This is a genomic window from Kitasatospora sp. NPDC088548 (genome assembly GCF_044753005.1).
Taxonomy (GTDB): domain Bacteria; phylum Actinomycetota; class Actinomycetes; order Streptomycetales; family Streptomycetaceae; genus Kitasatospora.
On the sequence record NZ_JBIVMI010000008.1, the window covers coordinates 121,942 to 135,275 of the forward strand.

At 72.0% G+C, this 13,334-nt stretch carries 10 protein-coding genes; 4 read left to right on the forward strand and 6 right to left on the reverse strand.

Features of this window, described 5'->3' with window-relative positions; all coding sequences use genetic code 11:
• Positions 1 to 80 precede the first annotated feature (80 nt).
• From nth to ACIP82_RS13225, 4 genes are all read left to right on the forward strand, one after another.
• Entirely contained in the window at positions 81 to 962 is an 882-nt protein-coding gene (gene nth / locus ACIP82_RS13210) for an endonuclease III (RefSeq protein ID WP_363604083.1), read from the forward strand.
• The gene (locus ACIP82_RS13215) at positions 959 to 1,690 is read left to right on the forward strand and encodes an NUDIX hydrolase (protein ID WP_400653436.1); all 732 of its coding nucleotides are present in this window, start codon (positions 959 to 961) and stop codon (positions 1,688 to 1,690) included. The genes nth and ACIP82_RS13215 overlap by 4 nt, the downstream gene beginning before the upstream one ends.
• A gap of 46 nt (positions 1,691 to 1,736) precedes the next feature.
• Positions 1,737 to 2,921, forward strand: a complete 1,185-nt coding sequence (locus ACIP82_RS13220; RefSeq protein WP_363604085.1) for a MarP family serine protease — start codon at positions 1,737 to 1,739, stop codon at positions 2,919 to 2,921.
• A gap of 211 nt (positions 2,922 to 3,132) precedes the next feature.
• Positions 3,133 to 3,834 (forward strand): metal-dependent hydrolase, encoded by a 702-nt coding sequence (locus ACIP82_RS13225; protein WP_363604087.1) that lies wholly within the window; start codon positions 3,133 to 3,135, stop codon positions 3,832 to 3,834.
• A 71-nt stretch (positions 3,835 to 3,905) separates the two neighbouring features.
• Here ACIP82_RS13225 and ACIP82_RS13230 read toward each other — a convergent pair whose 3' ends face one another.
• The 6 genes from ACIP82_RS13230 to ACIP82_RS13255 form a co-directional block, all read right to left on the reverse strand.
• A complete protein-coding gene (locus tag ACIP82_RS13230) occupies positions 3,906 to 4,115 on the reverse strand; it encodes a hypothetical protein (protein WP_363604089.1) in 210 nt (69 codons plus the stop codon).
• A 172-nt stretch (positions 4,116 to 4,287) separates the two neighbouring features.
• Positions 4,288 to 5,445 (reverse strand): alpha/beta hydrolase, encoded by a 1,158-nt coding sequence (locus ACIP82_RS13235; RefSeq protein WP_363604090.1) that lies wholly within the window; start codon positions 5,443 to 5,445, stop codon positions 4,288 to 4,290.
• Positions 5,446 to 5,601: 156 nt separating this feature from the next.
• On the reverse strand, positions 5,602 to 6,078 hold the full coding sequence (locus tag ACIP82_RS13240) for a phage holin family protein (protein ID WP_363604092.1): 477 nt from the start codon (positions 6,076 to 6,078) through the stop codon (positions 5,602 to 5,604).
• A gap of 291 nt (positions 6,079 to 6,369) precedes the next feature.
• Complete coding sequence (gene nhaA, locus ACIP82_RS13245; protein WP_400653438.1) at positions 6,370 to 7,758, reverse strand: Na+/H+ antiporter NhaA; 1,389 nt, start codon at positions 7,756 to 7,758, stop codon at positions 6,370 to 6,372.
• A 527-nt stretch (positions 7,759 to 8,285) separates the two neighbouring features.
• A complete protein-coding gene (acs, locus tag ACIP82_RS13250; protein WP_363604095.1) occupies positions 8,286 to 10,241 on the reverse strand; it encodes an acetate--CoA ligase in 1,956 nt (651 codons plus the stop codon).
• A gap of 233 nt (positions 10,242 to 10,474) precedes the next feature.
• Complete coding sequence (locus ACIP82_RS13255; protein WP_400653440.1) at positions 10,475 to 12,880, reverse strand: SulP family inorganic anion transporter; 2,406 nt, start codon at positions 12,878 to 12,880, stop codon at positions 10,475 to 10,477.
• Between the last annotated feature and the right edge of the window lie 454 nt (positions 12,881 to 13,334).

A 13,334-nucleotide genomic window follows, 5' to 3' on the forward strand; every position in this document is an offset into this window, starting at 1 on the left:
CGCCTCCGCGCGGAGCCGTCGCGAGCGGGGCTCTGGGAGATCTGCTGCCTGCCGCCGGTCGGGCGGCGTAGCCTTCGGGCATGGCAGAGAGCAAGGTCGAGAAGGCCGCGCCGGCAGCGAAGAGGGCGGCCGCTGAGCCGGGTGTGAAGCCGAGGAAGCCGGAGTCGCACCTGGCGATGGTGCGGCGGGCACGGAGGATCAACCGGGAGCTGGCGGAGCTGTATCCGTACGCACACCCCGAGCTGGACTTCGAGAACCCGTTCGAGCTGCTGGTGGCCACGGTGCTGTCGGCGCAGACGACGGACCTGCGGGTGAACCAGACGACGCCGGCCCTGTTCGCGAAGTACCCGACGCCCGAGGACATGGCGGCGGCGGAGCCGGAGGTGCTGGAGGAGATCATCCGGCCGACCGGGTTCTTCCGCGCCAAGGCGAAGTCGCTGATCGGCCTCTCCATCGCCCTGCGGGACACCTTCGGCGGCGAGGTCCCCGGCCGGCTGGAGGACCTGGTCACCCTGCCGGGCGTCGGGCGCAAGACCGCCAACGTCGTCCTCGGCAATGCTTTCGGCGTCCCGGGGATCACCGTGGACACCCACTTCGGGCGGCTCGCGCGACGCTTCGGCTGGACGACCGACGAGGACCCGGTGAAGGTCGAGGCGGCCGTCGCCGAGATCTTCCCGAAGTCCGAGTGGACGATGCTCTCCCACCGGGTGGTCTTCCACGGCCGCCGGATCTGCCACTCCCGCAAGCCGGCCTGCGGGGCCTGCCCGATCGCGCCGCTCTGCCCGTCCTACGGGGAGGGCGAGACCGACCCGGAGAAGGCGAGGAAGCTGCTCAAGTACGAACTGGGCGGGCAGCCCGGCCAGCGGCTGCGGCCGCCCGCCGACTACCCGGGGGAGGCGGCGGCACGGGCCGCGGCGGCCGCGCACGACGGCGAGGTCGCGGACCTGGCGGTGGCCGAGTGACGGCGCGGATCGAGCGGGACGGTCTGCCGCCGTGGCTGCTGCCGGTCCGCGACGCCGCCGAGCGGGTACGGCCCGAGCAGCTGAGCCGCTTCCTGCCGCCCGCCGAGGGCGGCCGGGCGTCGGCGGTCCTGATGCTCTTCGGTGAGAGCGCCGACGGCCCGGACCTGCTGCTGATCGAACGGGCCCGCTCGCTGCGCTCGCACGCCGGGCAGCCGTCCTTCCCGGGCGGCGCCCTCGACCCGGAGGACGGCGACCCGGCCGGGCCCGGACCGGTCGCGGCGGCGCTGCGGGAGGCCTGGGAGGAGACCGGCCTGGACCCGGCCGGGGTGCAGGTGTTCGCCGCCCTGCCCGCCCTCTACATCCCGGTCAGCCGGTTCGTGGTCACCCCGGTGCTCGGCTGGTGGCGCCAGGAGTCGCCGGTCGCGCCGGTGGACCGGTGCGAGACCGGCGCGGTGTTCCGGGTGCCGATCGCCGAGCTGACCGACCCGGCGAACCGGGCCCGGCTGCGCCACCCCTCCGGCCACCTCGGCCCGGCCTTCGCCGTCGGCGGCCGGCTGGTCTGGGGCTTCACCGCCGGAGTGATCGACCGGGTGCTGCACCACAGCGGCCTGGAACTGCCCTGGGACACCTCCCGGACCGTCGACCTCTCGGACGAGGCGATCGAACTGGCCCAGGGCGACCGCGACCGCTCCCGCGCGCTGCTGGGCGGCGACGCCAGGACTCCGTGAACGCCCGTCCGCGCGGCCGCGCGGCCCGCCGTGGGAGGGTGTCGGGGTGAATGTCCTGGATCTGCTGCTGATCGCCGCCGCCATCGGATTCGCCGTGTCGGGCTACCGGCAGGGCTTCGTGGTCGGCATCCTGTCGGTCCTCGGCTTTCTCGGCGGCGGGCTGATCGCCGTCCAGCTGCTGCCGCTGCTGCTCGATCACCTCAACCCCGGCACCACCGCCTCGGTGGTCGCCGTCGTGGTGGTCATCGTGCTGGCGGCGATCGGGCAGGCGATCACCACCCACTTCGGCTGGAAGCTGCGCGGCCACATCGACCGCCGCCCGGCGAAGGCACTGGACGCGGCCGGCGGCTCCGTCGTCAACGTGATCTCGATGCTGCTGGTGGCCTGGCTGATCGGCTCGGCGCTCGCCGGAACGTCCCTGCCGACCGTCTCGAAGCAGGTCCGCACCTCCGCGATCCTCGGCGGCGTCCAGGACGCGCTGCCCTCCGACGCGCCCAACTGGTTCTCCGACTTCTCCAAGGTGCTCGCCCGCAACGGCTTCCCCCAGGTCTTCAACCCCTTCGAGCACGAGCCGATCACCCAGGTCGACATCCCCGACCCGGCGCTGGCCGGCAGCCCGGCGGTGGCCCGGGCCAAGCAGAGCCTGGTCAAGGTGGTCGGTACCGCCACCTCCTGCGGCAAGACCCTGGAGGGCAGCGGCTTCGTCTACGCCCCGCACCGGGTGATGACCAACGCCCACGTGGTCGGCGGCGTCGACGAGCCCACCGTCCAGATCGGCGGCGTCGGGCAGCTGTACGACGCGACCGTGGTCCGCTACGACTGGCAGCGCGACATCGCGATCCTGGACGTGCCCAAGCTGAACGCGCCCGCGCTCGCCTTCGCGGGCGAGGCGAAGACCAACGACAACGCGATCGTGGCCGGCTTCCCCGAGAACGGCTCCTTCAACGTCCAGCCGGCCCGTATCCGCGGCCGGATCCAGGCCAACGGCCCGGACATCTACCACCGCGGCCAGGTCGTCCGCGACGTCTACTCGGTGCGCTCGCTGGTCCGCCAGGGCAACAGCGGCGGCCCGCTGCTCACCCCGGACGGGCAGGTGTTCGGCGTGGTCTTCGCCAAGTCGCTGGACAGTGCGGACACCGGGTACGTGCTGACCGCCGCCGAGGTCCGCGAGGACGCCGACAAGGGCAGCATCGCGACGGCCCGGGTGGATACCCAGGGCTGCGCGCTCTGACCGGACCGCCGTCGGGTCCGCTGTCGGCTCTGTCGCTGGTTCCGCCGTTGGTTCTCCTGCGGGGCCCGCGGGCTGTGTCCCGGGTCCAACCGCCGGTGATGGCCGATATCCGTCGCACCGTCAGTCCTGCCTGGTAGCGTCGGCCGCGCTCACCCGTTCGGCTCAACCGGGCCCGTCCCGGAGTGGGCCCGAGCGGAGGTCGGGAAGTTCGATGATGGGTCACTCGCACGCGGTCAGCGGCGCGATGCTGTACGCGGCCTCGGCGCCCTTCCTGCCGCCGTTGCTGCTGGACACCACGCTGCAGCCGGCCGACATCCTGATGGGCACGGTGCTCTGCGCGGGGGCCGCCCTGCTGCCGGACCTCGACCACCACGACGGGACGATCGCCAACTTCCTCGGCCCGGTCTCCAAGGTGCTCTGCCGCTTCGTGGCCTGGATCTCCGGCGGCCACCGGCACGCGACCCACTCGCTGCTCTTCGTCGCGCTGATGGGCGCCGGCACCTGGGCGGGCGTCACCTTCCTGGGCCGCTACTTCACCCTCGGCGTGACGTTCTTCCTGCTGGCGCTCGCGATCCGCGCCCTGCGGCTGCACCCGCCGGGCGACGGCCCGACCATGTGGATCACCATTATCGGCCTCGCGGTGCTGGGCACCGCCGGGATGAACACCTGGATGCCGAACGCCCCGGGCTGGCTCCCGTACGCGGTCGCGCTGGGCACGCTGGCGCACCTGCTGGGCGACTGCCTGACGAAGAAGGGCGCGCCGCTGCTCTGGCCGCACAAGGAGCGCTACGAGGTGGTGCTGATCAAGCGCAGCGGCAACGACGTCGAGACCAAGGTGCTGGTGCCGATCATGTCGGTGGCGACCTTCGTCCTGCTCTGGTTCACGGCGCTGTCGCCGACGGTGGTGAACTGACCAGCGGTGGTGAACCGACCGCCGGTGGTGAACCGACCGGCGGTGCGGCGGTAAGGATGCGGCGCGGGGCCTCAGGTCTCGCGTCGCAGTCGTACGCCCACCCAGCGGGCGCGGCGGCCGAGGATGCGCGGGATGCCGAGCTGCGGCTGCGTCGAGCGCTGATGGCGCTCCACACCGTCGTATCCGAGGTCGTCCGCCCGGTCGGGGCGGTGGTTGGACCTCGGCGAGCTGTTGTGGCGTCGGCTGCGCGGGGCGCTGCCGTGATCGGGCATCCAGGTCATACCGCAATGGATGCCCCTGGGCCGGTCGGGGTAACCGCCTCAGGGGCTTCGAAAATGGCCTATGCGTTTGTCATATGAGCTAAATGTAAAGGGAGTTGGGACCTAAGGCCCGGCATGATGGGGTCCCTTGGGTCACCCCACCGGCCCGGTCCCGTCGGTCGGTCCTCGTCGGTCAGTCCTTGTGGCGGCCGATCCAGTCCAGCAGCTCCGCGGTGAACTGCTCGGGCGCCTCCTCGTGGGGGAAGTGCCCGACCCCCGGCATCAGCCGCCAGCGGTACGGCGCCGCCACGTACTCCCCGCCGCCGAGCGCGGTGTGCGACAGCAGCACCGGGTCCGAGGCACCCTGGATGTGCAGGGTGGGTGCGGTGATCGGCTTCTTCATCCGGCGGGCGAACTGGATACCGTCCGGGCGGGCCATCGAACGCAGCAGCCAGCGGTAGGGCTCGATCGAGCAGTGCGCGGTGCTGGGGATCTGGATCGCCTGCCGGTACGCGGCCACCGTCGCCCGGTCCAACTGGTTGCGACCGGTCCAGGCGTCCAGGTAGCGGCCGAGCAGCGCGGCGTCGTCGGCCACCAGGCGGCGTTCTGGTATCCACGGCCGCTGGAAGCCCAGCACGTGCTCGAAGGCCGCCATCTGACGGCGGTCCGTCAACAGGGCCCGGCGGAGGTCGCGGGGGTGGGCGGCGGAGACCACGGTGAGGCTGTGGATCACCGACGGCCGCATCACCGCCGCCACCCAGGCCAGCGTGCCGCCGGAGGCGTGGCCGACCAGGTGCGCCCGGCGTTCGCCGAGCGAGCGGATCACGCCGGTGATGTCCAGGGCGAGGTTGCCCGGGTCGTACCCGCGCGGGGTGCGGTCGCTGCCGCCGATGCCCCGCAGGTCGAGCGCGACGGCCCGGTAACCGGCCGCGGCCAGCGCGGTCAGCTGGTGGCGCCAGGCCCACCAGTACTCGGGCCAGCCGTGGACCAGCAGGACCAGCGGACCCTCGCCCAGCTCGGCGATGTGGAAGCGGGCGCCGTTGGCCGCGAGGTCGCGGTGCGTCCAGGGGCCGGCCTGCCGGATGTTCCAGGCCGCTGCGGGGACAGCCTCGGGCACCGTCTCCGGGGCTGCTTCGCTGTTGCCGTCGGCGGCCCCGCCGTCGGTACCGTCGGCGAGCCCGTCGGGGCTGTTCCCGGCTGCGCTTTCGGCTGCGTTCTCCCCGTCGGCTCCGGCGGCTTTCCCGTCGGCGAGTCCGTCGGTGCTTCCGGCAACAACGTCCTGACCGGTCGCACGGTCGAGGCCGGGGCCGGTGGACGGCTGCGAGGGCACGGGCTTCTGGTCGAGCGGCATACCGAGAGCGTGTCACATCCGTGCGCCGGACACGCGCCCGGCACTCGCTCTCGGGGCGCCCGGCCGCCGCGGGAGCCGGACCCGGCGCGTCCGCCGGGTCTTCCCGGTCCCGTCGGCCCTGCCGGCCCGGTCGGTCCCGTCCCCGTGTGGCCGGGTCTATGGGATGCGGCCCAGAGCCCGGTCGATCTCCTCCTGGGTGGCCGGGCGCGGCCGGGCGTTCTTGAGCACGTCGGCGGTCTTCTGAGCGCCCTCGATGGTGCGGTGCGGCTTCTCGATCCGCTTGAACGAGCGCAGCGCCAGCAGCCCGAGCACCACCGCGAGCAGCAGGTACGCGCCGGCCACGATCAGGAACGACCAGCCGAGCGAGAGACCCAGCGCGTGGATCCCGAACGCCGCTGCGGCGCTCAGCATCGGGACGGCGGCCAGCGCCACCACGCCGGCGACCGTCAGCGAGACACCGCCGGAGACGCCGCGCTTGACGTCCGCCCGGAGCTCGGCCTTGGCGAGCGCGATCTCGTCGTGGACCAGTGCGGACAGATCGGCGGTGGCCGCCGCGAACAGCTGCCCCACCGAACGCTCGCCCTCGTAGGGCGCCCGGCCGTTGCTGGACGGGTCTGCGGCTCCTGCGGGCATCAGCGGTTCTCCTCTGCGGCTGTGCGGCGTGACGCCGCCGTACGGTGCGATTCCGGGGACCGGCGGGGGTCCGGTGGCGTCAGTGGACTGTCGACAGCTCAGAATCATGCCCCTACCAGTCAGTCGGACACCACTCCGGGGCCCCGCCGGATGGACGTGTCCCGATGCCGGGGGCCGTTGCGTGGCGTCGCGGGCGGGCCGCCGGTGGCCCCGGGAGCCGGGTGGGGCCGTGGTGGGGCCGCGGTGGGGCGCGACGGGCCTGTGGTGAGGCCGAGGGGGGCGTCCGAGCGCTCAGCGGAGTTCGTTGGTGCCGGTGCCCGGGTGCTCGTCCGCCGCCCGTTCCGCCGACTTCGTCAGCCGGGCCTGCCAGGCCGGGTCGTCCTGTTGGTAGACGTCGGGGATGCCGTCGCCGTCCAGGTCGCGGTCCTCCTCCTCGCACAGCTCCCGGTAGTGCCGGTTGCGCAGCTTGAGCAGTACGGTGGCGACCAGCGCGCAGAGCAGTGAGCCCACCAGGACGGCCGCCTTGGCCCGGTCGGCCAGCGCCTGGTTTCCGGGGAAGGCGAGCTCGCTGATCAGCAGCGAGACCGTGAAACCTATGCCGGCCAGCACCGAGACCGCGAACATATCGGCCCACTTGAGCTGAGGGTTCAGCTCGGCACGGGTGAAACGGGCGGTGAGCCAGGTGCCGCCGAAGATGCCCACGGTCTTGCCGACCAGCAGGCCGATGATGATGCCGAGCGGTGTGGCCTGGGTGAACACCTCGCGGAGCGCCGGTCCGGAGATCGTCACCCCGGCCGCGAACAGCGCGAAGACGGGGACGGCGAGCCCGGCCGAGAGCGGGCGGACCAGGTGCTCGATGCGCTCACCGGGGGAGTGCTTCTCGTCGCCGACCCGGTGGCAGCGGAGCATCAGGCCCATTGCGACACCCGCGACCGTGGCGTGGATACCGCTCTCGTGCATCAGCGCCCAGACCACGAGGGCCAGCGGTACGAACAGGTACCAGCCGCGCACCCCGCGCCGGTGCAGGAACCAGAACAGCACCAGGCCGGCGAAGGCCAGTCCGAGCGCCCAGAACTTGATACCGGAGCTGTAGAAGATCGCGATGATCAGGATCGCGATCAGGTCGTCGACCACCGCGAGGGTGAGCAGGAACGCGCGCAGCGCCGAGGGCAGGTGGCTGCCGACCACGGCCAGCACACCGAGCGCGAAGGCGATGTCGGTGGCGGTCGGGATCGCCCAGCCGCCCGGGTGCCCGCCGCTGCCGGAATTGGTGACGGCGAACAGGATCGCCGGCAGCGCCACGCCGCAGACCGCGGCTATGACGGGGAGTATCGCGGCGCTGAGGCTCCGCAGCTCACCCGCCACGAACTCGCGTTTGAGCTCGATTCCGGCCACGAAGAAGAAGATCGTCAGCAGGCCGTCCTTGGCCCAGGCGTCCAGGCTGAGATTCAGGTGGAGCGGGCCGGACGGCCCGATGGTGTAGTCGAGAACGCTCTCGTAGGCATGCGGCCAGACATTGGCCCAGATCAGGGCCACCACGGCGGCGGTCAGCAGCAGGATGCCGCCGACCGTCTCGGTGCGCAGGGCGTCGGTGACGTAGGTGCGCTCGGGAAGCGACAACCGGCCGAGGAGCTGGCGGCGCCGGGTCGTCGGCTCATTGGTGGTCGGTTGGCTGGCCACGAGGGACCTCCTGGGGCGCGGAACGGTCTGCGGATGCACCTGTGGTGCAGTGCCGACCAGACTTCCCGGCGCGCCCTGTGACGCACGGATTCCCGAGTGGGGATCTTGATGCGTCGTTGACAGTCTAACGGGAACCGCAAGGGGACATCCTGATTGTCATACTTCAGGACTTAAGTCGCAGGGGCCTGTTCTGTACTTCTGAGTGGCACCCGAACGGCGGCAGCCGCATGCGGACGGGTGCCGACCTGCGGTCGGACGGTGGACATCCTTCGGATCCGGCCCTTGTCGCTGCTCGTGCCAGCGCGGTGCGGTGAAGGCGTTAACGGCAGACGGCCGGGGGCCGGGGGCCGGTGGCCGGCGTCGCCGTCGTCGTGGCGGCTGCGGTCGGGCAGGAAGCGGACATGGGTGTGCCCCTGGTGGTCACCATCGTGACCACCAGGGGCACACCCATGTCCCGGGCGCCGGGCCCCATGCCCGGAGCTCAGCGACTCAGCAGCTCAAGCGGCTCAAGCGGCTCAGGCCTGCACTCAGCCCTCGCTGCCCGCAGCGGGGAGCTGGGACTGGATCAGGTTCATCACGTTGCTGTCCGCCAGGGTCGTGGTGTCGCCGACCTCGCGGCCCTCGGCGATGTCGCGCAGCAGGCGGCGCATGATCTTGCCGGAGCGGGTCTTCGGCAGCTCGCCGACCACCTTGATCTGCTTCGGCTTGGCGATCGGGCCGAGCGTCCTGCCGACGTGCGCGCGCAGCTCCTCGACCAGCTCCGGGCTGTCGGCCGCGGTGCCGCGCAGGATGACGAAGGCGACGATCGCCTGGCCGGTGGTGGCGTCGGTGGCGCCGACCACGGCGGACTCGGCGACGGCCGGGTGGCCGACCAGTGCCGACTCGACCTCGGTGGTCGAGATGTTGTGGCCGGAGACCAGCATCACGTCGTCGACCCGGCCGAGCAGCCAGATGTCGCCGTCCTCGTCCTTCTTGGCACCGTCACCGGCGAAGTAGCGACCCTGGAAACGCGACCAGTAGGTGTCGATGTAGCGCTGGTCATCGCCCCAGATGGTGCGCAGCATCGACGGCCACGGCTCGGTGAGCACCAGGTAGCCGCCGGAGCCGTTCGGGACCTCGTTGGCCTCGTCGTCGACGACGGTGGCCGCGATGCCCGGCAGGGCGCGCTGGGCGGAGCCCGGCTTGGTCTCGGTGACGCCCGGCAGCGGGCTGATCATGATCGCGCCGGTCTCGGTCTGCCACCAGGTGTCCACGATCGGGGCCTTCCCGGCGCCGATGTGCTCGCGGTACCAGATCCAGGCCTCGGGGTTGATCGGCTCGCCGACGCTGCCCAGCACCCGGAGCGAGGACAGGTCGAACTTCGCGGGGATGTCGTCGCCCCACTTCATGAAGGTGCGGATCGCGGTGGGCGCGGTGTAGAGGATCGTCACGCCGTACTTCTGGACGATCTCCCAGAACCGGCCCTGGTGCGGGGTGTCCGGGGTGCCCTCGTAGATGACCTGGGTGGCGCCGTTGGAGAGCGGGCCGTAGACGATGTAGGAGTGGCCGGTGACCCAGCCGATGTCGGCCGTGCACCAGTAGACGTCGGTCTCCGGCTTGAGGTCGAAGACGGCGTTGTGGGTGTAGCTGGCCTGGGTGAGGTAGCCGCCCGAGGTGTGCAGGATGCCCTTGGGCTTACCGGTAGTGCCCGAGGTGTACAGGATGAAGAGCGGGTGCTCGGCGTCGTGCGCCTCGGGGGTGTGCTCGGTGGACTGGCGCTCGGTGATCTCGTGCCACCAGACGTCGCGGCCCTCGGTCCAGGAGATGTCCTGGCCGGTGCGGCGGACCACGAGGACGTGCTCGACCTGCGGGGCCTTGGTCAGCGCCTCGTCGATGGCGGGCTTGAGCGCGGACGGCTTGCCGCGCCGGTAGCCGCCGTCGGCGGTGATGACGAGCTTGGCGTCGGCGTCCTGGATGCGGGAGGCGACGGCATCGGCGGAGAAGCCGCCGAAGACCACGGAGTGGGTGGCGCCGATCCGGGCACAGGCGAGCATCGCGACGACCGCCTCGGCGATCATCGGCAGATAGATCGCCACCCGGTCGCCCTTGACGACGCCGAGCTCCAGCAGCGCGTTGGCGGCCTGCGAGACCTCGTCCTTGAGCTGGGCGTAGGTGATCGAGCGGCCGTCGCCGGGCTCGCCCTCGAAGTGGATCGCGACCCGGTCGCCGTTGCCCGCCTCGACGTGGCGGTCGACGCAGTTGTAGGCCACGTTGAGCTTGCCGTCGGCGAACCACTTGGCGAACGGCGGGTTGGACCAGTCCAGCGTCTCGGTGGGCTCGACGGCCCAGGTGAGGCGACGGGCCTGCTCGGCCCAGAAGCCCAGGCGGTCCTCGGAGGCCTGCGCGTACGCGGCCGCGGTGACGTTGGCGGCTGCGGCGAGCTCTGCCGGCGGGGCGAAGCGCCGCTCCTCCTTGAGCAGGTTGGCCAGGCTCTCGTTGCTCAACGCGCACTCCTCATCGAGTCATGATCGGGGGCATTCCCGTGCGTGGGGATTGTCCCGTGTGTCCCAGCGCACAGCTCACCAGGCGAAGAGGTCAGTTGACAAGAGGCTCCGGGGAATTGGTGTAGACCTTTGATCGAGAGTCGAACGGCCGGGCGACGCGCGACACGCCTCGGCACCGGCGGGTGAGGTGGGCCCGCGCCCCGGCCCGCCCGGCGGGGACACGGGCCCGGCTCTCAGGCGGCCAGCCGGGGGTCGCTCCCGGCCGCCGCCGTGCCGCTGTCCACGTCGACGGCGGAGACCTGTTCGATTTCGTTCGCCTGCTCGGGCGTGTCGCGGGGCCTGACCGGGGCCGCGCCGACGTCGAGCGCCTCGATCGGACTGAAGCGGCCGCTCTCGCGATCGAGCACATAGGCCTGTGCGGTGGCGAGGTCGAAGTACATACCCACCAGCCGGAGTGTGCCCTCGGCGACCCGGCGCTCCACGGCGGGGTTGGCCATCAGCTGGTCCAGCTGCTGGACCACGTTGGTGATGCAGAGCTGCTCCACCAGGTCGACTACCGGGCGGGCGGTGAACTCGGCGGGGACCCGTCGCAGCCGGTCGAGCGAGCCGCGGCCGTTACGCAGCCAGCGGGTGAGCGGGGTCGGCGGTCCCTGGCGCTCGTGCACCCCGTCCAGAAGGGCCTTCATCGCACCGCAGCCGGAGTGCCCGCAGATGGTGATGGAGCGCACCTCCAGCGCCTCGACGGCGTACTGCACCGCGGCCGCCACCGAGTCGTCGGCCGCGCCGGGCTCGAAGGGAGCGGGTACCAGGTTGCCGACGTTGCGGACGGTGAACAGGTCACCCGGCCCGCTGTTGGTGATCATGCTGGTGACCATCCGCGAGTCCGCGCAGGTCAGGAAGAGCTGGGAGGGCGTCTGCCCTTCCCGGGCCAGTCGGGCAAGCTCGGGGCGGACCAGCGGAGCGGTGTGCAGTTGGAACACCCTGACGCCGTCCATCAGCCGACTGTGCGGATCCTCCTGCTGGTCGATGCAGTGGTGGCCGACCCAGGGCGTCCAGGCCCGGCAGCGGTGCGGGCCGGCAGAGCTGCCCGCCCGGACCGTGCCGTCGGGATCGAGGACCTCGTCGTCCTGGCGGCGCGTCGCCATCGATACGCGGCCGCCGCCGGCCAGGTGGTCGGCCCGCCAACTGTGCAGGGTCTCGTACGCGGTGTGGTCCAGGAACGAGCCGTCGTGGACGATCGTCACCTCGGCGGTGGCGGGGATTCCGGCCAGCGCCCGGCTCAACCGGGGCACGGCGGTGAAGGTGAGCGGTCCGTGCGTCTGCACCGTGACCGACTCGTCGGAGCCGACCAGGACGTCCACATGGGCGCGGGTCAACCGGTAGAGCGCGAGCAGGACGGCGGTCGCGGCCCCCAGCGCCACGCCGAGCAGGACCCCGAGCAGCACCACGCCGAGCACGGTGGCCAGGTAGACCGGGAATTCGCGGTGCCGGTGCACCTTGCGGATGTGCGCGAAGCTGACCATCTGCAGGCCGACGACCAGGACCAGGGCGGCCAGCGCGGCCAGCGGGATGTGACGGAGCCCCCCGGTGAGCACCAGCGCCGCCACCAGCACCCAGACGCCGTGCAGGATCGAGGACCATCTGCTCTGCGCACCGGCCCGGACGTTGGCGGTGCTCCGTACCGCTCCTCCGGCGACCGGCAGTCCGCCGAGCAGTCCGCTGAGCAGGTTGGCGACGCCCTGGCCGCGCAGTTCGCGGTCGAGGTCCCCGGTGCGGCGGGACATGCGGTCGATGGCGACGGCGGAGAGCAGCGACTCGACGCTCGCCACGGCGGCGACGGTCAGGACGGCGGCGAGGGCACCGGCGAGCGGCCCGTGCGGCAGTTCCGGGGCGAGGTCGTGCGGCTGCCAGGCAGGCAGCCCGACATGGGCGAGCCGCAGGCCAAGGACCATGGAGAGCGCGGTGGCGGTGACGACCGCGGCCAGCGGGCCCGGTACGGCGGCCAGCCGGGCGCCGAACTCGCCGAAACGGCCCGGGAGCCGGCCGAGCCTGGGCCAGCCGAGCAGAACAGCCGCGGTGAGCGTGCCGACGATCAGCGCGGGTGGATGCGGGCCGGCCAACTGGCCGGGCAGGGCGAGCAGGTTGGCGAAGGCCGAGCTCTGCGCGGAGCCGCCGAGGACGACGTGCAACTGCGCGATGGCGATGGTGACGCCGATCCCGGCCAGCATGCCGTGCACGATGGCGGGTGAGACGGCGAGTGCGGTGCGGGCCACCCGGCGTACGCCGAGCACCAGTTGGAGCAGGCCTGCGGCGAGGGTGATGGCGCAGGTGGCCTGCCAGCCGTACTGGGAGATCAGGCCGGCGGTGATCACGGTCAGCGCGGCGGAGGGGCCGCTCACCTGGAGGGGTGTACCGCCGAGCAGCCCGACGGCAATGCCGCCGACGGCGGCCGCGACGAGGCCTGCGGTGAGCGGGGCGCCGGTGGCCAGGGCGATGCCGAGGGAGAACGGCACGGCGATCAGGAAGACCACCAGGGAGGCGGAGAGGTCGTGTGCCCAACGGACGCGGGAGCCGGGGCCGGGTGGGGCGTGGTCGGTGGTGTCGGAGGCGATGGGTGCGCTGGAGATGTCGAGGGTCATTGTCTTCCCGTCTTTCCGGGGGAACGAACGCAGTCAGGTCCGGCGGTGAGTCCGGCTGTGGGCTCGGGGAGTCGGATCGGCTGTCGTGGGTCGCGACGGTGTGGCGGGATGGTGTGGGTGCGGCGGGGAGTGCGGGTGTCACCGGCCGGACCTTGGACCATCAAGGGCCTCAAGAAGAGGACCATCAAGACTCGGTAAACCGAGGGTAATGAAAGCTTTGCACAGCGTCACCTTGGCCGGTAGGTCCGCAGTCCCCGATTCACCCCATTGGGTGGTGTTCGAACCAGCGGAAATCTGCTGATGCCGTCGCTGGGTGCGAAACGGGCCGCGGGCGCCCCCGGGGGGGGGGGGCGCGGCCCGGGGGGGGGGGGGGGTGGCCAGTTGGCGCCGGGGCGGGGCGGGGGCCGGGCGCGGTGGTCTGGACGCCCCCGCGGAGGAACAAGGCGTCGGCCAG

What these genes read in the sequence shown, in the direction of transcription:
- nth (WP_363604083.1), top strand. Translation starts at nt 81, where the DNA reads ATGGCAGAGAGCAAGGTCGAGAAGGCCGCGCCGGCAGCGAAGAGGGCG.
- ACIP82_RS13225 (WP_363604087.1), top strand. Translation starts at nt 3,133, where the DNA reads ATGATGGGTCACTCGCACGCGGTCAGCGGCGCGATGCTGTACGCGGCC.
- ACIP82_RS13230 (WP_363604089.1), bottom strand. Translation starts at nt 4,115, where the DNA reads ATGACCTGGATGCCCGATCACGGCAGCGCCCCGCGCAGCCGACGCCAC.
- ACIP82_RS13235 (WP_363604090.1), bottom strand. Translation starts at nt 5,445, where the DNA reads ATGCCGCTCGACCAGAAGCCCGTGCCCTCGCAGCCGTCCACCGGCCCC.
- ACIP82_RS13240 (WP_363604092.1), bottom strand. Translation starts at nt 6,078, where the DNA reads ATGCCCGCAGGAGCCGCAGACCCGTCCAGCAACGGCCGGGCGCCCTAC.
- ACIP82_RS13255 (WP_400653440.1), bottom strand. Translation starts at nt 12,880, where the DNA reads ATGACCCTCGACATCTCCAGCGCACCCATCGCCTCCGACACCACCGAC.